This window comes from Pseudomonas sp. DR48 (assembly GCF_019823085.1).
Classification (GTDB): Bacteria; Pseudomonadota; Gammaproteobacteria; order Pseudomonadales; family Pseudomonadaceae; genus Aquipseudomonas.
Genome location: NZ_CP081946.1, coordinates 5,264,197 through 5,289,212, shown reverse-complemented (window position 1 = coordinate 5,289,212; position 25,016 = coordinate 5,264,197). Strand labels below are relative to the sequence as shown.

At 58.9% G+C, this 25,016-nt stretch carries 11 protein-coding genes; 6 read left to right on the top strand and 5 right to left on the bottom strand.

Annotated elements, in window-relative coordinates; genetic code table 11:
* Positions 1 to 60: 60 nt before the first annotated feature.
* Complete coding sequence (locus tag K5K95_RS23975; protein WP_222586422.1) at positions 61 to 7,050, bottom strand: NEL-type E3 ubiquitin ligase domain-containing protein; 6,990 nt, start codon at positions 7,048 to 7,050, stop codon at positions 61 to 63.
* Positions 7,051 to 7,189: 139 nt separating this feature from the next.
* Here K5K95_RS23975 and K5K95_RS23970 point away from each other — a divergent pair, with 139 nt between their 5' ends.
* Positions 7,190 to 7,408 (top strand): DUF2970 domain-containing protein, encoded by a 219-nt coding sequence (locus K5K95_RS23970; protein ID WP_222586421.1) that lies wholly within the window; start codon positions 7,190 to 7,192, stop codon positions 7,406 to 7,408.
* Here K5K95_RS23970 and K5K95_RS23965 read toward each other — a convergent pair.
* Positions 7,405 to 8,478: an ABC transporter substrate-binding protein gene (locus K5K95_RS23965; protein ID WP_222586420.1), complete on the bottom strand. Its 1,074-nt coding sequence runs from the start codon at positions 8,476 to 8,478 to the stop codon at positions 7,405 to 7,407. The genes K5K95_RS23970 and K5K95_RS23965 overlap by 4 nt on opposite strands.
* A 525-nt stretch (positions 8,479 to 9,003) precedes the next feature.
* On the opposite strand from K5K95_RS23965, the gene K5K95_RS23960 reads away from it, so the two are divergent.
* Both K5K95_RS23960 and K5K95_RS23955 read left to right on the top strand, forming a co-directional pair.
* On the top strand, positions 9,004 to 10,662 hold the full coding sequence (locus K5K95_RS23960) for a nitrite/sulfite reductase (RefSeq protein WP_090183424.1): 1,659 nt from the start codon (positions 9,004 to 9,006) through the stop codon (positions 10,660 to 10,662).
* Positions 10,646 to 11,140 (top strand): DUF934 domain-containing protein, encoded by a 495-nt coding sequence (locus K5K95_RS23955; protein ID WP_090183422.1) that lies wholly within the window; start codon positions 10,646 to 10,648, stop codon positions 11,138 to 11,140. The genes K5K95_RS23960 and K5K95_RS23955 overlap by 17 nt, the downstream gene beginning before the upstream one ends.
* A gap of 43 nt (positions 11,141 to 11,183) precedes the next feature.
* Here the strand turns inward: K5K95_RS23955 and K5K95_RS23950 are convergent, their stop codons facing one another.
* From K5K95_RS23950 to sohB, 3 genes are all read right to left on the bottom strand, one after another.
* Positions 11,184 to 15,050, bottom strand: a complete 3,867-nt coding sequence (locus K5K95_RS23950; protein ID WP_222586419.1) for a dermonecrotic toxin domain-containing protein — start codon at positions 15,048 to 15,050, stop codon at positions 11,184 to 11,186.
* The gene (locus K5K95_RS23945) at positions 15,047 to 19,915 is read right to left on the bottom strand and encodes an NEL-type E3 ubiquitin ligase domain-containing protein (RefSeq protein WP_222586418.1); all 4,869 of its coding nucleotides are present in this window, start codon (positions 19,913 to 19,915) and stop codon (positions 15,047 to 15,049) included. Before K5K95_RS23945 ends, K5K95_RS23950 begins: the two co-directional genes overlap by 4 nt.
* A gap of 133 nt (positions 19,916 to 20,048) precedes the next feature.
* Entirely contained in the window at positions 20,049 to 21,071 is a 1,023-nt protein-coding gene (sohB, locus tag K5K95_RS23940; protein WP_222586417.1) for a protease SohB, read from the bottom strand.
* Between the two features lie 204 nt (positions 21,072 to 21,275).
* On the opposite strand from sohB, the gene K5K95_RS23935 reads away from it, so the two are divergent.
* The 3 genes from K5K95_RS23935 to K5K95_RS23925 all read left to right on the top strand — a co-directional run bounded on the left by K5K95_RS23935 (position 21,276) and on the right by K5K95_RS23925 (position 24,519).
* Positions 21,276 to 21,986, top strand: a complete 711-nt coding sequence (locus K5K95_RS23935) for a histidine phosphatase family protein (protein ID WP_222586416.1) — start codon at positions 21,276 to 21,278, stop codon at positions 21,984 to 21,986.
* 77 nt (positions 21,987 to 22,063) lie between these two features.
* Positions 22,064 to 22,378 carry an SCP2 sterol-binding domain-containing protein gene (locus K5K95_RS23930; RefSeq protein WP_007976511.1) on the top strand — a complete coding sequence of 105 codons (315 nt, stop codon included), beginning with the start codon at positions 22,064 to 22,066 and terminating at the stop codon, positions 22,376 to 22,378.
* Positions 22,379 to 22,671: 293 nt separating this feature from the next.
* Positions 22,672 to 24,519 (top strand): amidohydrolase, encoded by a 1,848-nt coding sequence (locus tag K5K95_RS23925; protein WP_222590406.1) that lies wholly within the window; start codon positions 22,672 to 22,674, stop codon positions 24,517 to 24,519.
* Positions 24,520 to 25,016: the final 497 nt, after the last annotated feature.

Sequence of the window (25,016 nt, the reverse complement as noted above, 5' to 3'; positions counted from 1 at the left end):
TCCGAGGCCCCTGGGCTCTGGAGGCAGATGTGCTGACTCCAGAGCGTTGCCGGCTGACGATCAGGCCTGTGCGCCCAACACGGCTATCTCACGCTCGCTGAGTGTGGTCAGCAATTGCAGGCGATTGGCTTTATTCACGGTATCCAGGGCGTCCATCTCCTGTAGGTAGGCCGTATTGAGCTCCGGGTACTTGTCCTCCAGCTTACCGACCTTGTCCTGGAAACCCTGCTGCACCCTGGTAAATTCCCCAGGGTATTTCTCCTCCAGATAGTCTCGCCAGTATTTACGCGCGGTCAGTTGTTCGATGAACACGGGCGTCTTTTCCTTGGCGATGATCTTTGCGTACGCTTCGTCCAGATCCGCTGGCGTCACCTGCGCCAAGCTCTCGTACACCATGCCTTTGGGCTGGCTGGGCAATTCAAGACGCTGAGCCAGACTGATTCGATAGGCCAGGCGAATCTCGGCAGGATCGATAGCGGGCCTGAGCTTGATACGCGTTTTGGCTACCTCTTCGACTTGCGCCAGGCGGAACAGGTTTCTCGACAGTTTCAGTAGCTCGCGACCTTTGTGTTCGGGGGCAATGGCCTTCAAGGCATTGAACTCATAGACCTCGATTTCCAGCTCGTTGAACAACAATATCCGACCGTCACCACAGGTCGCGCGATTCCTCAATGCCTTCGACAAAACCATCAACCGTTCGCTCAGCGCTTGATCGCCATAAGCGGCTTCAAGGACACGCCAGACGCGCTGCGTGAGATCCAGTCGATCGGCGACAAAGTCCCGGGTGTGCTGAAGTTGCGAGAGAATGTATGAAAAGTCCTGGGTGGTGTCCTGCTCCATCAAGGCATTCCACATCAGGTGTTTTTCCGAGTCTGCCGCCACGCCGGAAAACCACCGCGCTTTTTCTACCTCCGGCGTCTCAAGGTCGGGATGATCCTCCAAGTCAGAGCTCTCGGAACCGTCGACCGATGCAGGCCCGTAACCCTCGAGCAGTCGTTCAATCTCTTGTGCGGTGAACCCCAAGCCACGGCCAGTATCCTCCAGGTACGCCTGCAGTCGTAACATGTCCTCCAGTTCCAGATCGACGTTGTCGGTCAAGTTGGTCCCGGCCATCAAGGTGGCGTGCTCAGGCAGCAAGGCAGCGGGAGGAATTGCCTCTATATGGTTGCGACTCAGGTTGAGGGTCGTCAGCGCCGGCGCTTCCAGTACGCCCTGGGGCCATTCCCAAAGATTGTTGTTGCACAAATTCAGCCCTTGCAACTGCTCAAGACCGGTGACATCAAAGCTGGCAATGCGGTTTTCGCTCAAGTCCAGCCATTGCAGATGCCTCAGCGAGCGCAACTGGCGCGACAACTCATCACTGGCACGCAGACCGTTATACGTGGCGCTCAACCGGGTGAGGTGTTCACATTGCCCCACAGCCTCGGGCAAGGTGCCCAGGCCGTTGCGATTGAGCGTCAGGCTACGCAACCGCGGAAACGAACGCAGGAACGCATCCGAACTTTCCGTGAGCCCGACACCGCTAAGGTCCAATGAACCGATCTGCTCGAACGTGACCGGCAAGGACGGCAAGTCGCCGATGATCAGGCCGGTAAAATCAAGCACAGCGTCGGTCGGTGCTCCCTCGGCCGCGGGAACATCTCGCAAGTTGGCTCGCCAGCACTCCAGAAGCTGGTCAGCCGCCCGGCGGCGGTCTACCGCGTTGACCCAACCCTGGCGACTGCGAACGGCCGGAACATCGATCCAGTCATTCAAGTGCTTGATCAATTGCGTCTGCTGTTGCTGCCACTGGATCAGTCGGGCTTCAATTTCCAGAGCCGTCATGCCCTGGGCAAGCCATGCGTCGATCCGTTCAACGGCTTGCGCATCACCCAGCTGAGGATCAAGACGCTGCAGCCTGGCGGCGGAGGTCTGGGGCAAATCACCTTCGCCAGGTTCCAGGTGCAACGGCAATAAAAGGTCCGGGTGTTCCGATACTTCATCCGGAAAGAACTCCGGATCGCCGCCGGTTCGTCCGGCGGACAGGTGCGCTGATGCAATATCCATCGGGTTGCGGGAGGCCGTGCGTTGCGCGTATGCCCGCACCGCCGTCACCGCTTGCGGGCTCAGCCGGCAACCTTGCAGCGAGGTCCCCGCCAACAGCTGATCATGCCCGGTCAGGGCCGCTGCCGGGATGTCCGTAATGGCGCTGTGATTCAAGGCCAGACGGCGCAGGTTGGGCAACGACAACACGCCTTCGGGCCAACTGCTGATATGGGTATGACTCAAATCCAGGCTCTGCAGGCTGGTCATCGAACCAACCTCAAGAGCGTCGACGCGGTTGTACGCCAGGTTCAGCGTTTTCAAGTGGGTCAAACGGTTCAACCGTGCTTGCGCTGACGCCGTGACTCTCATCTGATTGAATGAGAGGTTCAATTCGCTGAGTTCCCCGAGCGAAGCAATGGCCTGCGGCAGTCCGGTCAGTTGGTTGGAGCTGAGGTTGAGGGACCGCAGTTGGGGAAATCCTTTCAGAAACTCATTGACCTGCACGGTCGAAAGCCCGCTGCCAGTGAGGACCAGGCTGCGCACATGAGGAAAGACCGTATCGCCAAGTACGGGTAAATCACCCAGCGGCCCAAACCCTGTGAGGTCCAGCACTTCGTTCACTGCGTCGCCTTGCCACCATGACGGACCCGCCACAGGCTCCGCGGGGAAGTACCGGGCACGCAGCCCCTTGCGAGCGCATTTGCCAATTCTTTCAGCAATCAGCTCACGGTGCGCGACCTCCATTTGCCGGCCATCGACCCGCACAACCCTGCCCTTCCAGGCGTCCAATGACTCAGTCAATGCCAGATGCTGCTCGTGCAGTGCATCAACCTTTTCCAGTAATGCCCGACCCGATAGCCCGTCGCGACTGAAACGCGCCATTGCGTCTGATGCAAAGGTGTAATCATTGGGTGCCAGCTTCCACAAACGTCCTGCACAGTACTGGGCAATCATTTGCGGCTCGTTGACCAGATGCGCCGGGTTTTCATGCACATAATCATAGGCCTTCAAGAAAGCTTGCGGTTCCAGGGCCGCCCAATCCAGCTGCAGGCAACGCCATATCGACTCCCGCCCACTGAACAGCTCGTCAGGCAGCGATTTGATCGGCATTCGCTGTAGATCGAGGGTTTCCAGCCTGTTCAGGCCCGACACCCCGGTTGGCCACTCGGCCAAATCCCCCGCGAGCCTCAAAGACCGCAAATTCGTCAGCGTGCCGAAGTCCATTACGCCCATATCGCCCCTGAGCGACAGCTGCTCCAGTTGAGTCATGCCCTGTAACGCCTGCACCAACTGCGGCGCAAAGGTCTGCGATGCGCCATCAACGGTGAGCTCGGTAATCTCGGCCAATTCAGGCAGTTTTTCCGCCAGAGCCGACATACCCTGCACATCCACGGTGAGATCCAGCTTTTTGATCTTTGGAAACCGCTGAAGCAGTTCATTGCCCGAGTCACCGATTAGCTGCCCAGTGTCCAGTTGCACATTACGCACATGGGTGAAGTCGGCATCCCACTCGGGCAACGTGTCAGTACCGCTTAAATTCAGATCAAAAGCCGGCTCCAGTCCTCGGTAAAGTCCATAGCGCCAACACTGGATCAACCGATCGGCGATCACTCGGCGAGACTGCCCACCAGCTGGGGCCGGCACGACAGCGTCGACCCAGTTGTTCAATGCGGTTTCCAATGCGTCGAATTCCCGTTGACGGTTGTTCAACAGATTGAACACTTGCTGATCGGTGTCCCCCGCGCTCAGGCGGTTTCTGACGAACTGGCTGGCTTGCGCATCGGAAATGTTCGGGTAAAGGTCGCGGACCCTGGAGACCAATGCAGCATCATGAAAACCGACGCCACGACCACTGGCCAGGTAACCCAGGCGGCCATTGGGCAAACGCAGCGATGGCCCGGCGCCATTCAACGGGCGCTGTTTCAAGATCAACGCCATGTCGTTGCGATGAGTGCTGGCATGGTTCGCCAGTTTTCTTTGCAAGGCCTGGCCCTGATGACCTTCCAGGGTTGCCTTTGTCACGTTGGGCAAGAACTCCAGCAGCGATTCATAGAAATTGCGGCCATGGGCGGGGATGTTGTTGAGAGGCCTGCCCTGGGCATCGTATGCGCGAAAATAGCCGTCGCCCTTGACCAGGTAATTGCGAATCGTCGCACTGCCGCCGCCAACGCTGTCCAGTAATGGGCCCTTGATCGAGCCGGAACGCAGCTCCACGCGCATATCCATCGACCAACCGGGCAATTGCTCCAGGCTGTGCAACGCCAGGCGATCGCTGGCCACGGACGCCATGCTCTCCAGGTGCAAACCGCAGAGCGCCCGGTTTAGAGCGCCCTGCTGTAAATGGACACGAATTTCTTGCGCCTGGCGCAAGGGTATTTTTGTGCTGTTGCGCAATTGGGCCAGCTCGGCGGCACTGGCATTGCCCAGCACCTGTCGCGCACCCTCCGGCGACAATGTAGGGAAACTGCGTTGCAGTCGTTGAAGATCGGCATTCGTCGTCTGCTGGCCAGCGAGCAATCGGTCGACCAGCGACTTTTTGCTATCCAGGGCGCGGTTGGCCAGGCTGTCCCTGAACATCTGCACGCGGTTCGCGCCTTGTTGCGCGCTGCGTGCGCCGAGTAACCGGGTGATTTGTGGCTCGTCAAGCGCCCCTAATATACGTTCCGGCAATTTTCTGGCCTGCACTTCGGATCGAGTGATCTTGATCGTGGGCTTTACATTGTTGCTTGCCGACACTGAACCGAAGCGCTGCGACGCCCCCCAGGGTTCCGGTCCCTCGAAGACTTCCAGAACCTCATCGACGGGCCAGTCCGGCAGCCCGACAGCCAGCGGTACGACAGCCTCGCCAGCACCACCCAGGTCACCGCCGTTGCGGATCTGATCAATCAACTGCTGCACTTGTTGATCAGCCTTGAACGATCTGATGGTCTCGGCCAATTGCGGCGGCGGTGGCTGGAGATCGATGTGCATCTGGCGCAACGCATCATCGCTGACCCCGCTGGCCTCGGCAATTTGCTGTAGCTGCGCATCAGAAAAAACGTCCATCTGCGGCCCGATTCTGCGCAACAACGTTGGGCGATCCCACTCCAGCGGCCGTTCAAGGGTGTGGTGCCAGGCGCCGAGCTGGTTATGCCGCAAGATCGGTTGATAGGCCTGGGGATCGCTGGGGTGCTGGATCCGCCATTTTTTCAGCGCAGGGTCGAAGCTTTTTTCGTAGACGTTCCCCTCGTATCGAATACAGGTCTTGTCCCCGACCTTGTACTGCCCCAATGCATTCGGCTCGAGCCCCTCCACAGACACACTGCTCTTGTAGGGGGCAAGGTCGGGACTCCACAAACGCGGCTCACCAAAAGGCGTGGTGATCCTGGTCATCCTGCTGACAAACCGCGAGTTGATGATCGGCGGCGCCTTGCTGGCTACCGCGCCCAACACGGCCATGAAGGCTACGTTTTGCGCCACTGACGTGAGATGGCTCCAGGCCTCCTCGGCGTCACCCTCTTTCCACGCCTCCACCCCCTGGTAAACCTCGCAGGTCAGTTGCACGGCGGCGACGGCGAGCATGACCTCACCCAGTCCCGGCACGAAAAAGGCTGCCACGTTCAAGACGTTCAACCCCCCTTCGGCATAGTGCTGGAGTCGCGTCATCCAGGCTTCGTGGTCAACCTCGGCGGTGGGTATGGCCAACAACCTGGCATTGGACTTCATCCTGGCCAGATGAAACTCATAACGGGCTGCAAACACTTCGCCATCAATGAAGGTTTCATCCATGCCCAGGTCGACATTCTCGTTCCACACCTCGACATACATGCCATTGAGGAATGCGCCCGGCGCATAGGGTGGGCCGGGATAAACCGGAGCCGGGTCCCATTTCTGGACCTTGAGCTGGCGCTTGAGCCGGTGGAAAAAACGACCGGCCTCATCTTGCGCGACAAAGCCGGCAAAGAACCGCTGGTAACTGACGGAACGCAGCTTGATCGCCAGGTCACGGGCAAACTCGCGGCCGGAGGCATACGCCTTGAGGGGGCTGATGGGATCGCCTGGAATGTAGACGATGACTCGTGAATCAGGCACCAGTTTGGCCAGTTCGGGTGTGAACGGCAGAAGAAAGAGCCAGGGATTTTGCAGGGTCGCTCTGACTTTGCGCGATGCAGCGCCAATAATCAGCACGTCATTCAATTTCGAGCCAAACACCTCCACCCGACTGTGGAGGACTGACTCGCCGTCGAGTCGTTCCTGCGAGGCACCGTCGAGCATTGCCAACACCGTGACATGGTCTGCGGTGTCAATGTCCGACCTCATCAGAGCGATATGCGCCTGCACGCGCATCCGTTGCTTGTCCGCCGCAATCGTCTGCTGGCGTACCGTCGCAGCCTTGTCGGGCGCATCGAATACCGCAGTCAGATGGTCCTGATACTGCTTGCCCACGTCCAGTTCCCGGCACAGGCTGGCGAACGCCGCGGGCTTGATCGACAACTTGTCACGGAGGCTGTAGCGCACCTTCGCAAACGGATACTGGGTGCGTTCGTCGTAAAGATGCTGCTCCAGTGCCCCCACCGGCGCCAGCGCGCTGGTCTCCTGCAGGGCAACGCCGTCGAAAGGCTCATTTTCTTCGAAGTTTCGCAGCGCCGCTTGCAACAATGACTGCTCTTCGGCCAGGTTGGGCGAACGCATATGAAACAGCGCCGTGTTGACGACATCTGGCGCCTGACCGAATTTTTTCTGCAACGCATCCGTCAGCAATGGCTTGGCGAATTCGGTGATGCCTTTGAAATCCTTGAGAGTCGTGGCCAGCGCCTGGTTGGAAGCGTTGCTCTGTGCCTGACTGTCGAGCAAGGCCTGGCGCAATGCCTGCGACGCCTTGGCATACAGCTCAGGGTAAGTGCCGATGAATCGCTGGGCGGGATTGCGCGCCTGCGTCATGGCCTGGAGATGGGAGGTCGTCAGGTGACGCGTCCAGTCGGGAAGGCGGCTCTTGATAAATGGGACGTGAATCCCGGGTTCTGTGGGCGTCGAAGGGTCCGGCATGATGTTGCTCCTGAAGCTCGATTGAGAGTGCATCAGGACATCACAGCCATCCGGCGGTATGGCGGTACATATTTATAGGGGGGAAATGGGCAGGTTGTTTGGCTATGCTTATAGCTCACACAGGCATGGCGAGGGATTTATGGACGACCCGGTCGACAACAAGCCACCAACGTTCTGGCAGATGCTGCACAGTGTCATGGCCGCGGCGTTCGGGGTGCAGAGCGGAAAGAATCGGGCCCGGGACTTTACCCATGGCAAGCCCAGTCATTTCGTGATTTTGGGGATATTGTTCACGGCGGTGTTTGCGCTGACGCTGTACGGCATCGTGCAGTTGGTGTTGCACCTGGCCGGGGTTTAGCGCATCAGGGTTTGCAGGCTGAACGGGTATCGATAAGACGACGGCCTTCCTTTGGCGGACAATCGGCGGAAATCCACGCCGTAGTTTGGCGATGCTCCCATGTCCAGCATTCGCCGGGCCTGTGCCTTGTCGATAATCTGCAGCAACGGGATTCGCCGGTCTCGGCCACCGTAACGACTCAGATCCACGCCCTGATCCATATCGTGCAACTCCACCAGCGCCCAGCCACCCAAGGTGAAGTGCCCGCCCAGCAAAACGCTCAGGCGCCCGTCGACCTTCGCCTGCAGTGCGGCCGGCGAGGTGTTGATCGCGCTGAACAATGCATCCTTGCCGGGCACGCCGCCCGTTTCCGAATACGCCTGCATGGCGCCGAAAGCCATTTCATCATTGGCCGACCACACCAGCGACACCTTCGGATAACGTCGCAACAGCAACTTCGCCTGCTCATAGGCCCGTTCCCGGGTCCAGCCGCCGTACACCAGTTGACGCAAGCGCACTTCAGGATGTTCGGCCAGGGCGCGCATCATGCCTTGCTCGCGCAGTTGCGATGACGGGGTGATTTTCAGGCCGGAGAACGCCAGCAACTCGATGACCTGGCCGGGCGCCACGGGCGGATGCTGGCGAATCAGCTCCTTGAGCATCAGGTAACCGCCCTCCTCGTCGTTCGGCACCAGGCTGCCCAATCGATCAGCGCGCTCGCCCAGCAGGCTCATTTGATTGGCCGTCAACGACGCGTTGACCATAAACAGCTTCACGCCACTGCCTTCGGCCAGACGCAGGATTTGCGGGGCGACGTACTGTTCGTTGACGAAAACCAGATAGTCCGGGCGATCCGGGCCCTGCAGCGCCAGGCGAGCTTGCGCCACCGTGAGTTCCGGCATGCGCTGGGCATAGAGAATCCGCAGGTCAATGCCCAGATCCTTGGCGGCCGCCTGCATGAATTGCGAATAGCTGATCCAGAAAGCTTCCTCAGTCGTTCCGGGATTGAGGAACAACACCGATTCCCCACGCGCGACAGGGCCGTAAACCGCGCCCATCAGCAGCAGGAAGGTGTAGAAAAACTTCAACATTGATCGCCCGAGCCCCCGGAAATTGCGCCGCGCATTATAGCCAGCGAAATTCCGGAAAACGGCGTTTATTGCGCTAATTGTCCGACAATCGTCGGAACAGGGCCCGGGCGAGGTCGATTATTGATGACTGACCCAGAATACCGCGGTGCCCACGACCAGAATGATCAAAAACAGAATCGCCCAAGCATCGACCGTGCTATCGGGTTTTGTCGCTTTCGTTGGGTTGCTCATTGCATCGCCTCTTGTCGGTTTTATCGGTGATTGCATAAAGACTCGATCACAGTAAAGACGACGATTGCCCGCACGACAAATACGGGTTTACCCATAACAATTCTCGTTAGTCGTTTTGGTTCTTTACATATACTCAAACATCACTTTTGCGCATAACTGCAAACTGGTATCTTGCCCCGGCTCCGTAGGGAGTGCGCGGCCGTGCGCGCAGAATTGCCGAGGCACTATCGGATACTTCAGCAAGCGAAAAACGCAACTGGATCCGACCGGCCCAAGCCTGAGAACAGGACTTATATGTACGTATACGACGAGTACGATCAGCGGATCATCGAGGACCGCGTCAAGCAGTTCCGTGATCAGACCCGACGCTATCTGGCAGGCGAGCTGAGTGAAGAAGAATTCCGCCCTCTGCGCCTGCAAAACGGGCTTTATATCCAACGCTTCGCGCCGATGTTGCGAGTGGCGGTGCCTTACGGCCAACTGACTTCGCGCCAGACGCGAATGATGGCCAAGATTGCCCGTGACTACGACAAGGGCTATGCCCACATCAGTACCCGGCAGAACGTGCAGTTCAACTGGCCGGCGCTGGAAGACATTCCGGACATCCTCGCCGAGCTGGCGACCGTGCAGATGCACGCGATCCAGACCAGCGGCAACTGCCTGCGCAACGTCACCACCGACCAGTTCGCCGGTGTCGCTGCCGATGAGCTGATCGATCCGCGCCCATGGTGCGAGATCGTTCGTCAGTGGACGACGTTCCACCCGGAATTCGCCTACCTGCCGCGCAAGTTCAAGATCGCCATCAACGGTTCGACCTCCGACCGTGCCGCCATCGAAGTCCATGACATCGGCCTTGAGCCGGTGCACAACGCCGCTGGCGAACTGGGCTTCCGGGTGCTGGTCGGTGGTGGCCTGGGCCGTACGCCGGTGGTCGGCGCGTTCATCAATGAATTCCTGCCGTGGCAAGACCTGTTGAGTTACCTCGACGCCATCCTGCGTGTCTATAACCGCTATGGCCGTCGCGACAACAAGTACAAGGCGCGGATCAAGATTCTGGTCAAGGCCCTGACGCCTGAAGTCTTCGCGCAAAAAGTCGATGCGGAAATGGAACACCTTCGCGGTGGCCAGACAACGTTGACCGAATCCGAAGTGCATCGCGTCGCCAAACACTTCGTCGATCCGGACTATAAGGCGCTGGACAACCAGACCGCCGAACTGGCCGAGCTCGACAAGCAACACCCGGGCTTCGCGCGCTGGCGCACCCGCAACACCCTGGCGCACAAAAAGCCGGGTTATGTGGCGGTGACCCTGTCCCTGAAGCCGACCGGCGTTGCACCGGGCGACATCACCGACAAGCAGCTCGACGCGGTAGCCGACCTGGCCGACCGTTACAGCTTCGGTCAACTGCGCACCTCCCACGAGCAGAACATCATTCTGGCCGACGTCGAGCAGTCCCAACTGTTCGCGATGTGGGGCGAGTTGCGCGAGCAAGGTTTCGCCACGCCGAACATCGGCTTGCTGACTGACATCATCTGCTGCCCTGGTGGTGATTTCTGCTCGCTGGCCAACGCCAAATCGATCCCGATTGCCGAATCGATCCAGCGCCGCTTCGAAGACCTGGACTACCTGTTCGACATCGGCGAGCTGGACCTGAACATCTCCGGTTGCATGAACGCTTGCGGTCACCACCACGTGGGCCACATCGGCATCCTCGGGGTGGACAAGAAAGGCGAAGAGTTCTACCAGGTCTCCCTGGGCGGCAGCGCAAGTCGCGACGCCAGCCTGGGCAAGATCCTCGGCCCGTCTTTCGCCCAGGAAGCCATGCCTGACGTGATCGAGAAACTGATCGACGTGTACATCGAACAACGTACCGAAGACGAGCGTTTCATCGACACCTATCAGCGTATTGGCATCGACCTCTTCAAGGAGCGCGTCTATGCAGCGAATAATTAAAAACAACGAGGTCGTCGACGAAACCTGGCACCTGTTGCCCAAGGACTTCAACATCGACGAGATCAGCAACTGCGACGACCTGATCGTCCCGCTGAGCCTGTGGCGCGAACACGGCCGTATGCTCAAGGCTCGCGATGGCGGCCTGGGTGTGTGGCTGGATGCCGACGAAGAAGCGGAAGAAATCGGTGAAGACGTGGCGAATTTCCAGGTCATCGCCTTGAATTTTCCGGCCTTCACCGATGGCCGCAACTACTCCAACGCCCGCCTGCTGCGTGACCGTTATGGTTTCAAAGGCGAACTGCGGGCAATTGGCGACGTGCTGCGCGACCAGCTGTTCTACATGCACCGTTGCGGCTTCGACGCGTTTGCCATTCGTGCCGATAAAGACCCGTATGAAGCCCTCGAAGGTCTCAAGGACTTCTCGGTGACCTATCAGGCCGCCACTGACGAACCGCTGCCGCTGTTCCGTCGCCGCTGATCGTCAAACCTTGAACCCCTTTCGGGGTTCAAGGCTCCCCTTACTATGAGCCGATCGGAAACGGTCGCCCCATGGCCTGCCAGTTCCGATAAAACACAGCCTGTGCCTCAAGCTCTGTAAACAGCGTGAAAGGGTTGTCATCATCAACCTGCGCCGCTTCCACGTCCTGCACCAGTCGAGTCCACAGAACCTCTGAGGCGTCGGCATCGCCGAGCAGCCGCCACACCCTCGCCTGCAAGGTCAGGTAGTCGACCCGAAAGTCGGCCGTCAGGGCCATGCCATCCATGACCCGCAAGAACCGAATCCCCATTGGCCTGGTTGCCAACCGCTGCCAGATCAATCGCCGCGTCTCCCGCAGCGTCTCATCGCCTTCACGCAACCACTCGATACCATTGCCATCGTCGGCGTGAGCCTCACTCAACCACAGGTTGATGCCCGTTCGCCGGCGATGCTCGACGATGCGAAACAGCGTGTCCTCATCCGTCAACGGATTGCCTTGCAGCCTGACACGGTCCCTGGCGATGGCCTGGTTGAGCACCGTCTGTGGGACACGGGTGATACGGTTATTACGCAAGTCCAGGGACGTCATGTAGGGCTGTTCCATGATCCCGACCGGGCATGTGGTGATCTGCGTATTGCTCAAATTGAGCTGGCGCAAGTCATTCATCCCCAGCAGCAGCGGCGGGACCTCCAGCGGGTTGTTGCTCAAGTCCAGCGTGTGCAGGCGCGTCAGCTCCGTGAGCTGCGAAGCACCGCGCTGACTGAACGTCAGGTTGGTCGAACGCAGATTCAGCGTCGTCAATTGACGCATCTGGCTGATCGCATGAGGCAGGGCGCGTCCAGCCTCGCCGTCGGCGCTGAAGTGACTCAGATCGACACTTTCCAGGTTCAGGGTTTCAAGGTTGGGAAAGCTCTCAAGAAAGCCATTCAGGCTATCCTCTTCTGTCACGTGGAATCCGCGCATCGATAATTCCAGAACCGTGTTGAGCCGCACATTCAATACGGGTAAGCGGTGGTAATCCTCGAAGTCGAGATCAAGCCTGTCGCCGCGCACGTGTTCGCCGGCCAGGAGAATGTCCTGTCGGGGCCAACGCTGTTGCCAGATGGCGACCAGCTCCTCGGCCAGTTCCTGGCGGGTGACTCGCTCATAATGCATCTCTGTCAGCATCAGTTGGACGTTATGGGCCTGGAGCTGCACAGCGTTGAGCCCTGCCGCCTCGGGATCGCCGGCGGTCAGCTGGGGAACCCCCATGTCACGGATGTCATCCGTCACCTGATCAATCCAGCCGAAGAGGTCTGTGTTGAGTTGCTGCAATTGTTGCTTGAGTCCATCGATGTGCGCCTGTGCCGCTGCGCCTTCGCGCCGCAGCAATGCATCGGCTTGGGCATCGGTGAAATCCGGATAGATGTCTTTGAGCTGCAATCTCATCATCTGATGCGTCAGCGCTTCGGCCTGCGGCGTGCCCGGAAAACCGCCGCCTCTGAGCCCCGAAGCCTCGAAAGGCAAACCGGCATCCATTCGCTGAAGCCCGAGCATCAACTCGGGACGAGGTAACGCCTGACGGCCGATGTTCAGCCGCAACTGACCTGCCGGATCAACTGAATCGAGGTGCAGCGCTAAACGCTCGTCGTCTGATAGCAGGCCCACAAGCGCTGTATAGAAATCCGTTTGCCGGTCCTGATGCCGGTAACCCTGTTCCTCCTTGATCAGGCGCCGGACATCGCTCGCGTCGAGTGGACCGCTGCGGTCCAGTACCCGACCGACTGCAGTCTGATCCAGCACATCGATGCGAATGTGCCTGGGCCAACCTTGCTGCCGGGCAAGCGAGTGCAAGGCCAGTGCGTCCGACTCGGGGTTAACCATCGAGCGCAGGAACAGACCTTCATAGGCTCGATTGAGCCTTACATGTTGCTGGTATTGCCGCGCCTTGCTGTCCAGGCGCGCAAGCACCTGGCTGGTCTCGGTAGCGTCGGGCAACGCCTGGAGGTCGACGCCAGAGCGCTCGAGCATTTGCTCGATGGCGCTTTTGGGCAAACCAGGATATTCGCGTTGAAACAGTTGAACCCATGCATGCTCCGAGTGCTGAAGCGCCTGGTAATGCTGGTTGAAGAGCGTAAGGTCCCCAGCCGGACCAAGGTCCTGATCGATCTTGAAGCGACTGATCGTGTCCGCCAATAACGGAGTCGGCGCTCGGCCCGCCTGTATCAGCCGCAGCATGTCGTCGTCCACCGCGCTGACGGTGCCGATCTGCGCCAGCACTTCATCGCTGAAGGAAGCCACGGAGGGACCGACTCCGCGCAGAAGCGCAATCCGGTTGAGCGCAGGACCGGGCATCGGCGCAACGGTCGGTGCCGTCCGCACCTCCACCGCTTGCGGATTAACCTCGGGCTCCGGGCCGGGCTCCGCCACGTGCTCGGCTTGCGCGGCTTCACCCTTGAGTACCGACGCGCCACCGATCATCGGCAACGCGTTCAGCAAGCCAAACACCGTGCGCGTCAGGCCTTCGGAGCGCTGGCTGGACGTTTTGCCGTTGACCGCCTGATTCATGCCATAACCGGCGTCAATCAGCCCGGCCAGCGCCAGCAAACCCTCGCCTCCGGGGAAGAACACGGCGAGCGGGCCAAAGCGGTTGATCCATTGCACCACCGGTTCGACCACGGCGCTCAACTGATCCCGGCTGACCTGCGCATCGTCGCGAATGGTCTTGATGCCTGCCATTGCAGCTTGCTTCATCGTCAACACCAATCGGGCGAAGGAATCGGTGGCGAGCAGCGGATCGTCAAAGCCGATGTACTCGGCAGGGTCCCAGTAGCCATCGTCGTTGAAGAAGCCGGCGTTGGAGTTCAGCCGGTGCTTGGCAGGATAAAGCGTCATGCCGTCCAACGCCGTCAGTACGCCAGCGTGGAAGGTACCGTCCTCGCGATCGTCTTCAGCGAAATGCGCGGCCAACGCCTCTTTTGTCGCGATGGACCGGCCCTGCGCGACCACCCATTGCTGCAATTGCGTGGCATCGGCGAATTCGTGCAATGGGGAAGAATTACCGGGGATGTACAGCAGCACGCGAGGACTGGAAGTATCACGCCAGGCCCAGATATCCGTCGCGGTGTAGCGGTACAGTTTCAGCAAGCCGCACCTGACCGTTGAAGGCATGCGAGCGGGTGTTTGCAACTGCTCGATAGTCAAGGTTTCCCAGGATTGATCGGCTGGCAGGCCAGCGACCTGCATCGCAAGTTCCAGGCCCTTTTTAGTCAGGCGCTGCTCCTGCAACTGCAACCAGGCCGCCATGACAAACGCTGCTTTGACCGACGTTCTCAAGGCGTAGGGACTGGGTGCAAGGAGCACGTGATCGGACGGCCACGCCTGATCGAGATACGTTTTGTACAAGCCCTTCAGATCCAATTCCCAGACCCACTTCTTGAAGTCCGCGGGTCTCAGGGCAATCTGCGTCAGCGGTCCATACGTTTGCGGTGAGGTTTGCCGATAAATGCCTTCATACGTGTGGTGGTTGCCGCTGCCGTGATCGGCGAATTCGTCGACGTTATCGATTATCCGCACCGTTGGCCCGACATCCGGCGGCGTGTACAGACCAAACGCGGTTTCCGCAAAGCGCCCGTCGCCAACTGTCTGGTAGTTGGACAGCAGCGTTTGAAGCAACGAACGACTGCTCGCCACCCGCCCCTGCTCGACACCGTCCTGTGCAGGATGGCCTTTATAGCTGTAATCGAGCGTGACCAGAATCGCGGTCTGTGGGTCAATGCCCTGCCCCCATTTTTCCTTGATCAAATGCTCGCCAAACTGGCCGGGGGTTTGCGGCAGCGCGATGTCCACCAGCGTTTTCAGTTTTTCGTGCATTTTTGGCACTGGTGACGGAACCGGCCCGGCGACATCATCGTGAGAATATTCGTTCATCGGGACACTCCCGAGCTCGAACTGGTACTCGGAACTTCAGGTGCGCGATGGCGCGCCAGTGCCGCGGCAGTCAGCTGCCTGAGTAAATCCCGACGTTCATTCTTGAAGTTGTCGACGAGGGCGTTCATTCGTTCGCTGGCGACTTCGCGGGTGAGTTCGAACTGTCCCTCGAGTTGGGCAAACGCCTGCGCTGACCGATCCGAGATAGCGAAGAACTGGTCTTGATGGGCCGACTCCAGATACTCCACCCAAAACCTTTGACCGATGATCCACTCCAGCAATGCACTGCTGCGTTCGGTCATCAGGACCGCCTGATATACCCGTCCCAGCATCGCGGGCGTGACCTCGACATTCCAGGGCGATGTCATGGTCCGTGGTTGGGATGGCAAGCCTAGGCGCTCTGACAGCCCGACACGATAGGCCAGACTGATCTCCAATGCATGCTCGTAGCTTTTTTGTTGGGAACCGCTACGGGTGTTGATGTCAGCCAACGCAAAGCGCTCGACCTCCTGCAGGCGGAACAAGCCCCTGAGCAGCACGATGAATTGCTGTTCCAGAGACGCAGCTCCGGTGGTGGCGGCGGTATTGGCCCGGTAGCACAACACCAGCACTTCCATCTCACTGAATGAGGCCGAATAGCCATCGGCGCTGACCCGCCCGAGACGAGCCAGCCGAAACAATGCACGTCGCAAGCGATCATCTTCGCCCGCGGCCTCCAGAACGTTCCAGATTCGCTGACTGAAGTCGGAATACAGTTGTTTGTAATCGGCGATGTCGGACAATCGCGCGATCACATTGAAAAAATCCCTCGAATCCGGACAAGCCTGCAAAGACTCCCACAACCCCCGCCGGTTCTGAGCCTTGGCGACGTCGAGCCCGGCCAGCCAAGGTGCGACCTGATTTGCGTCAGTAGCAGAACGCGCGTTTAGCCGACGATACTCTGAGGCGATGATGCCAAGACTGACGCCGGTTCTTTGCTGATAAGAAGAGATCCCCTTGATGGTGTCGGGTGATAACGGGTTGCCATGAAGATTGGTTCCCTTGTTAGGCAATGGATTGCCCTTGAGCACCTCATCTGGAAGTGTATCGATTCGATTGTCACGCAAATCAAGCTCACGCAACCTTGGCAGATCCACCGCGCCCGCAGGCCATTGATTTATCCCCGCGCCCTGCAGGCTCAACCTTTCCAGGTGCTGCATCCGGCTGACATCGGGAGCCCGAGTCAGGCTCGGATTGAAAGCCAGGTTCATCGATTGCAAACCGGTCATTTCGGCCAACTGAGACTGCGAGGCGGGGGTCAGCTGAATCAGGTTGTTGCTCAGGTCCAGATCAACCAATCGGGACAGGGTGGTCAATGCCTGCGGCAACCTTGTCAGGTGGTTGCCTCGCAGAGACAGGGTTCGAAGATTATCGAAATTTTTCAGAAAGTGGTTCAACCCTGCGCTGGCACCCACGCCGTCCATCACCAGCCTGCCTATATGGCTGAAATCTCCGATAATGACCGGTAACTCTCCCAAAGGCTGCGCGGAAAACGTGAGTGTGCCAAGAAGGTGCTCGTCTGATTGAATGACCTCGGGTTCCTTGCGCCAGCTGCGAATGATCGCCTGAGCCGCGCTGGCCTTGCTGAGTTGCGGCACCTCCAGCCTTGGTCCGTCGGGTGCCTGATGCCAGGTCTGACGGTTCACCCAGCGACTCAGGTCTTCCCTGATTGCCATGAACTCCAGCCTCATTGCCTCCAGCTTCTTCAGCGACAAAATCACGTTCGTCCCCGTAGCGTTAAGCAGGGCGTGGATTTGCCTGGGAGAATGCAATGGATATAGCTCCCGCGCACGACGCATCAGCACGTCATGGCTGTTGGTGATCGCGAGGCTGTTGGAGTGCCCCGTCGAAGGTGTCGCCAATGGCCTGTCTGCCAACCTCATGGGCGAGGTGTAGCCCGGCCGCGATGGCTGGTCATCCATGAGTTGCGCTACAGCCGGTCGTCGCTGCAGGGCACGCTCCGTGATTTTCTCTCGCAACGCAGCCCCGGCATCGTCCGCATGTACGCCCAGCAAGGTCTTGCGCCTCGCCGAGAGACCATGCCAAAGGGCCTGAAAATAATGATCGCGTGTTCGCTGGGAAAAGGTGCTCGAGGGGGTTGTGGTGTCGACAAACACGCTGTATCGATCGGCGTGAACGTTGACTTGTACTTTCTCCGCAGCGTTCGCCATTCCGATGCTGGTCGATGTGTTGTGGTGACCTGACGACTCCCCTATCTGAACCCGCACATCGCCGGTCCAGCCTGGCAGTTGCTCAAGGGTGTCGAGTACCAAACGGTCCGTATAGGAACCTCCCGCGGCACTGAGATACAACCCTTCGTATGCCCGGCTGACACGCACCTGCTGCACAAAACGACTGGCCTCCTCCGCCAGCCTCAGGGGGATTTTGTCATCATCGAGTTCGTCCCCTTCCCCCGATTCGGCATGCCTGACCAACTCGTCGGCGACAGCCGCAGGCAAACCGTCAAACCTTTTCATCAATACGGCAACACGGGCATTGTTCGGGGCTTCGGTGCGTTGATAGATCCGCGTAAACAGCCCAGGCCTGTCGCGTTCGGCCTGTTCGGCAATGATCGTTGTCAGGGCCTTGCCCTGAGCGGCCGCATCCGTGGTTTTCGTGTTCAACAGGTGCTCACGCCGACCACTGCTCAAGGCTGACAATAGCGAGGCATGCAACAGCCCTTTATCCAGCGTGTCCTGATTGAGGCTGAGGGTTTCCCCGGCCTGCGCGTTCGTTGCACCATGGAAACTGACGCGCCCACCCAAAGCATTGACAACCTTGATGGCGGCGCCGCCCGGCCACCTTTCAGAGGTTGTCAGCAGATGCAATTGCAGGTCTGGGTCGGCCAAGGAAGCTGTCGAGGGTTCCTTCATCTGCTCGATAAAACGCGTGACCGCCGCGTCTGCCCGAAACCGATGCACCGTATCGACCAGCAACGCCGGTGGATGGCTTCGGGAAATGTGAGCCTGGCGCATCACCGCGTCTTCGATCCCGCAGACGGCAATAATCTGCGCAGCCGTGTTATCAGGCACGTCATCACGGGAATAACCGAACCGACGAAACAGTTTCAGCCGATCCCATTCCTGTAGCAACTCCGAGTCGTGGCGCCAGGCCCCGACATCGTTGGTTTCAAGCACGGGGTTGTAGGTCTCCCCGGCACCCTGTGGCGCAAGCACCTCCCACAGATCCGTTCCGGTTTTGGGCCGCACCGCATAAACTGCCGCGTCGATCGGAAGATATGCTTGCCCGTCAGCCCAATGCAGCCCTCTGGTATCAGGCGCTGACCCTTGCGGCAACGTCCGACGCTGGTGATAAGGCGACAGATCAGGCTTCCACAAGCGGCTTTGCGAGTCAGCGCACGTGACCTTTCTCAGCCCCTCGATAAACAGGGACGCCCGGATGGTTTTGTACGCACTTGCGGCAGCGGCCGTACCTGTCGCAAATGCCGCCATCAAAATCAGGTTCTCGACGGTATCGAACAGGTAATCCGTGGCCTCCTCCAGCTCGCCCCTCGACCAGCTGGCAATACCTTCATACACCTGCGACAGCAGTTGTACGGCGGTCACCGCCAACAGAACCTCGCCTACAACAGGCAAAAAAGACGCGCCAAACAGCACCAGGTTGATGCCGATGGACGTATAGGTCTGAAGCCTGTCGAGACGGGACTTTTCGTCTTCATCATCCGTTGGTACAACCAGAATTCTGGCATTCGCCATGACCTGGTCCGAATACTGACGAAAAGTCTGCTGGAAGATATCGCCTACAATGTCGTCACCGGATAACGACACATACACCGTATGACGAGGAAGCGGCGAGGTGTTTGACGACAGTAACTTTTCATCAAGGTTTTTCAGGAAAGCCGAACGCTCGGCAAGCTTGATGTAGCGCATGAACCATCGACGATAATCGTCGTGTCGCAATCGCCGACTCAATTCCACTTCGAAATCGGTGAACGATGCGAATTCTTTCAGCGGATGCAGCGGGTCACCCGGCAGATACACGACACACCGGTTATCGTCATCGTCATGCTCTTTGACGGGGCCGATGAACATCGCGCCATTGAGCGTCATACCAAACAGCTTCAATGCCTGATATCCCAGCGTGTTATTACCCAGCCTCACAGGTTGCCGGCTCGTCACCGCCTTCAACGCTTGATGAACTTGCGCACTGATATGTTTCTGCATCAACGCCGCATGCCTGCTGACTTCAAAACTGTTACGGGCATGTGCAATGTATTTGTCGCGTAGTGGGTGACGCTCGGATACCGGTTCAATCAGGTTCTTGAGATGAGTCTGGTATTGCTTTCCTAAATCCAGTGTCCGGCACAATCCGGCAAACTCATGGGGCTTTATCGACAGTGTTTTAGCCGCATGCCCGGTGATTTTTTCAGGAATGTATAGCAACGAAGTGTCGTTGTAGTTGCCCGGCAACGTTTCGTTGAGTTCAAAATTTTCACAGGCAGCGGACAGTAAATCCCGGTCAATCGGCAACACCAGTTTTCGACGAAGGCCCAGCAGGCTTGAGGTTGACCGTACGTGCTGAAAGACCACACCTGCCACTTCCAGCGGCGCGCCCAGCTTGTCGGTCATGGCTTTGGCCAGTAACGGGGTACAGAAATCTTCAGGGGATTGAAGGGTTTTAAGGAGGCTTGCCACCTCACCGCGTGAGCGATGGCTGGCATTGAGGCTTTCATACAGCTCAGCTCGCAATGGGCCTGATGCAGCCAGAAGCCAGGCGGGGGTATTACTTTTAACCAGATCAAAAAAAAGGCTCTGTTGCTCTGGCGTCAAGGCAGGAATGGGTTGATGGGTGGGCTGAAGAGACATGGCTGATCACTCGTAACTGACTAGAGCCACCAGCCTATCGAGCCGCTTTTTTTTCAGGTGGTACCTATATACCGCCACAAAAAAAAGCCCCTCCATCGCCAGGCAATGAAAGGGCTCGCTTTTTAAAGAATACTTACCAGAAGCGTTGCTGAGTCAACCGGCTCCACCAGCTCAGCAATACGCGATCAACCGAAATACTGGCCGCCATGCCGATGCGCTCTTGCAGGCTTTTGCGTTCGGCGTAATGCAAGTGGTACAGCTCGGACTTCTTCGCCCGTTCAGCCAGGTATTCGTCGCTGGTCTTGAGTTCGTCGACCAGCTGTTTGTCCAGCGCTGCGATGCCTAGCCAGATCTCGCCGGTGGCGACCTCGTCGATGGCCAGTTGCGGGCGATAACGCGAGACGAAGTTCTTGAACAACTGATGGGTGATGTCCAGGTCTTCCTGAAACTTCTCGCGGCCTTTCTCGGTGTTTTCGCCAAACACGGTCAGGGTGCGTTTGTATTCGCCGGCGGTCAGGACTTCGAAATCGATGTCGTGCTTTTTCAGCAAGCGGTTGACGTTCGGCAACTGAGCCACCACCCCGATCGAACCGAGGATCGCGAACGGCGCACTGATGATCTTCTCGCCGATGCAGGCCATCATGTAGCCGCCACTGGCCGCAACCTTGTCGATACAAACGGTCAGCGGCACGCCGGCATCGCGAATGCGCGCCAGTTGCGAGGACGCCAGGCCGTAGCTGTGAACCATGCCGCCACCGCTTTCCAGGCGCAGCACGACTTCATCCCTGGGCGTGGCCAGTGTCAGCAACGCGGTAATCTCGTGACGCAGGCTTTCAGTGGCCGATGCCTTGATGTCGCCATCGAAATCCAGCACGAACACCCGGGGTTTGGTCTCGGACGCCTTCTTTTGCTTTTTCTCGGATTTAGCCTGGGACTTGCGCAGGGCCTTGAGCTGGTCCTTGTCGAGCAAGGTTTGCTCCAGGCGTTCGCGCAGGCCTTTGTAGAAATCATTCAATTTGCTGACTTGCAACTGGCCGGACGCCTTGCGCCGACCTTTGCTGCGCAGCGCCGCGATACTGGCCAGGACCACCAGAATGGCGATCACCAGTGTCACGGTCTTGGCCAGAAAACTGGCGTACTCGGACAAAAACTCCACAGTGACTCCTTCAATACAAAGCGCGGATTGAAACACGCGCGGGATGACTCCAGCATACCCATGCGCTGCGTCGACGACCAGTCGGGAAACCTCTGGCAACAAGCCTGTAACGGGCATTTCAAACAAGCGTATGTTTTTTCATTGACAGCTCACCGCCATCCTCATAACCTCGCCAAACCTTCAACGTACCGGGATGACGCGGACGTGGGCAGTATCTATTTGATTCGACATGGCCAGGCCTCCTTTGGTGCAGACGACTATGACGTCCTGTCGCCGACCGGTATCCGTCAGGCAGAAGTCCTGGGCCAGCACCTCGCCGAACTCGGTGTCTGCTTTGATCGCTGCCTGTCGGGCGACCTGCGCCGCCAGCAGCACACGGCCAACAGCGCGCTGGAACAGTTCACTGCCGTGGGCCTGCCGGTGCCGCCCCTGGAAATCGACAGCGCTTTCAACGAATTCGATGCCGACGCAGTGATCCGCGCGTTGCTGCCGGCCATGCTGCAGGACGAGCCGCATGCACTGGACATCCTGCGCAACGCCGCGCAAAACCGTGGCGAATTCCAACGCATCTTTGCCCTGATCATCGAACGCTGGCTCGCTGGCACTTATGACACTCCGGGCCTTGAAAGCTGGCTGGGCTTTGTCGAGCGCGTGCAGGCCGGTCTTCACCGCCTCCTCGAAAACGCCGACCCCACCCAGAAAATCGCCGTGTTCACCTCCGGCGGCACCATCACTGCCCTGCTCCATCTGATTACCCAAATGCCTGCAAGGCAGGCGTTTGAGCTGAACTGGCAAATCGTCAACACCTCGCTCAACCTCCTGAAGTTTCGGGGACGCGAGGTGGCTCTGGCTTCCTTCAACAGTCATGCGCACTTGCAGCTGCTGAAGGCCCCGGAACTCATTACGTTTCGTTGAGTCCGGACTATTGTGACCCTGGCTGTAATCACCGGCTGTAATTACTCTGCTCTTATTACCCAAGAAAGGATCAAACCATGACCTCCGTAGCTGATGCCGTACAAGCAATGAAAGCCAAGTTCAACCCAGCCGCTGCTGCCGGTCTGGACCTGGTATTCGGTTTCCGCATCGACGACACCAAGAACTTCTCGCTGATCGTCAAAAACAGCACCTGCGAGCTGCAAGAAGGCGAAAACCCTGACGCCCAGGTCACGCTGGTCATGGACGGCGAAACCCTGGAAGGCATCGTTGACGGTTCGACCGATGGCATGCAGGCGTTCATGGGCGGCAAACTGCGCGCTGAAGGCGACATGATGCTGGCCATGAAACTGTCCGAGCTGTTCCCAAGCTAAGACGGCGGCTCCCGACCTTCGGGAGCACCTCTTGCTGCAAACGAATCCCGCCCCCCGAGGCGGGATTCGTCGTTTTTACCCTCTGGAAACGGCCGCCCGTGGATTTGCGGTCTATATTCCTTCTGGCCGCTTGCGCCAGGCATCGGCCATTTGCCCCCGATCAATTGACGGAGCGCGCCGCCATGAGCCCACCTGACGTCCACAACGGCTTCAATCACCGACGTGTATTGCAAGGCCTTTCGGCAGCGACCATCGAAACCTGGATCAGTCCGCAAAGCGCTGGGAGTAAAACCATGCCCGACACCCCCGCCGACCTCATTCTGTACAACGGACGCCTGCACACCGTCGACCGCAAGAAACCCCAAGCCAGTGCCGTTGCCATCAAGGACGGGCGCTTCGTGGTGGTCGGCAGCGACGCTCAAGCCATGGCGCTGCAAGGCCCCGCCACGAAAATCATCGACCTGCACGGCCGCACGGTGATTCCCGGCCTCAACGACTCGCACCTGCACCTGATCCGCGGCGGCCTCAATTACAACCTCGAACTGCGTTGGGAAGGCGTGCCGTCACTGGTCGACGCCTTGCGCATGCTCAAGGACCAGGCGGATCGCACGCCAACCCCGCAATGGGTGCGCGTGGTCGGTGGCTGGAGTGAATTCCAGTTCGCCGAAAAACGCCTGCCAACCCTTGATGAACTGAACAAGGCAGCGCCCGACACACCGGTGTTCGTGCTGCACCTCTACGACCGCGCCCTGCTCAACCGCGCGGCGCTGAAAGTGGTCGGCTACACCCGCGACACGCCAAACCCGCCGGGCGGGGAAATCCAGCGGGATGCCAACGGCGACCCCACAGGCATGCTGATCGCCCGCCCGAACGCGATGATTCTGTACTCGACGCTGGCCAAGGGACCGAAGCTGCCTCTGGAATATCAAGTCAATTCCACTCGCCAGTTCATGCGTGAACTCAATCGCCTGGGCGTCACCAGCGCCATCGACGCCGGCGGTGGTTACCAGAATTACCCGGACGACTATCAGGTCATCCAGCAACTGGCCAAAGACCAACAACTGACCGTGCGCATCGCCTATAACCTGTTCACGCAGAAGCCGAAAGAAGAGCTGACCGATTTCAAGAATTGGACCAGCACGTCCCAATACGGCCAAGGCGACGACTTCCTGCGGCACAACGGCGCCGGGGAAATGCTGGTTTTTTCGGCGGCGGACTTCGAAGACTTCCTCGAACCGCGCCCGGACTTGCCGCAAACCATGGAGCAGGAACTGGAGCCGGTAGTCCGCCATCTGGTGGAACATCGCTGGCCGTTTCGCCTGCATGCTACGTACAACCAATCCATCAGCCGTATGCTCGACGTGTTCGAGAAGGTCAATCGCGACATTCCATTCGATGGTTTGCCGTGGTTTTTCGACCACGCCGAAACCATCACCCCGCAGAATATCGAGCGGGTCAAAGCCCTGGGTGGCGGCATTGCGATCCAGGATCGCATGGCGTTTCAGGGTGAGTACTTTGTCGACCGCTATGGCGCCAAAGCCGCCGAACACACGCCACCGATCGCGCGCATGCTGGCCGAAGGCATTCCGGTGGGCGCCGGCACCGACGCTACGCGCGTGTCCAGCTACAACCCCTGGACTTCGTTGTATTGGCTGGTCAGCGGCCGAACCGTCGGTGGTCTGGAGCTGTATCCGCAAGGCTTGAGCCGCGACACGGCGCTGGAGCTCTATACCCACGGCAGTGCCTGGTTTTCTTCCGAACAGGGCAAGAAAGGTCAGATCAAGGTTGGGCAACTGGCTGATTTGATTGCACTGTCGGCGGATTACTTTCACATCGAGGATGAGGCGATCAAATGGATCGAGTCGGTGTTGACCATTGTCGATGGCAGGATTGTCTATGGTAGCCATGAGTTCGAAAAACTAGGGCCGCCGCCGATTCCTGTGGTGCCCGAGTGGTCGCCCGTCGCTACTGTGCCGGGGCACTGGAAACCCATGGCGCCATTGACCTCGCAGGCTCATCAGTGCGCGGGGGCTTGTGCGGTGCATGCGCACAGTCATGAGCGGGCGCGGTTGTCTTCGGCGCCGGTCAGTGACTTTCAAGGGTTTTGGGGGGCGTTTGGTTGTTCGTGTTTTGCGTTTTGAATAGGGACTTTGCTGACACCTTGATGCCTGTTCGCTTGAGAAAGTTTTGGAGTTGGGGTTGGGTACATATCCGTTTTTGCGGTAACGGCGGCTTAGGGTTCCGCCCTGACGGCGGGTCACTTGGAGAAGCGCCAAGTAACCAAGCGCTTTTGCCCCTGACGTTCGGTGCCTCGCTAAGGCTCGGCATGCCCTCGCTCCGGTCCTGCTCCGTGGGCCCGCCGCCATCGGCCATCCATGGCCGGGGGCGGCTAACCCGGCATCCTTGCCGGGTTGCCCACTGCGCAGAACCTGCGCTCGGCCTCTCGAGGGGGCGTGCAGTGCCAAAGCCAAGCGAGGCGGCCTACGGGCCGACCTGTTTGCTCAACGCTTGCGCGTAGTGGTTACTGATCGTTCCCATGCTCTGCGTGGGAATGCATCCCGTGACGCTCCGCGTCACCCTTGCGCAAGACTCAAGCCTGGTGTCGACAGCGGAACGCAGAGCGTCCCCGGCGGCATTC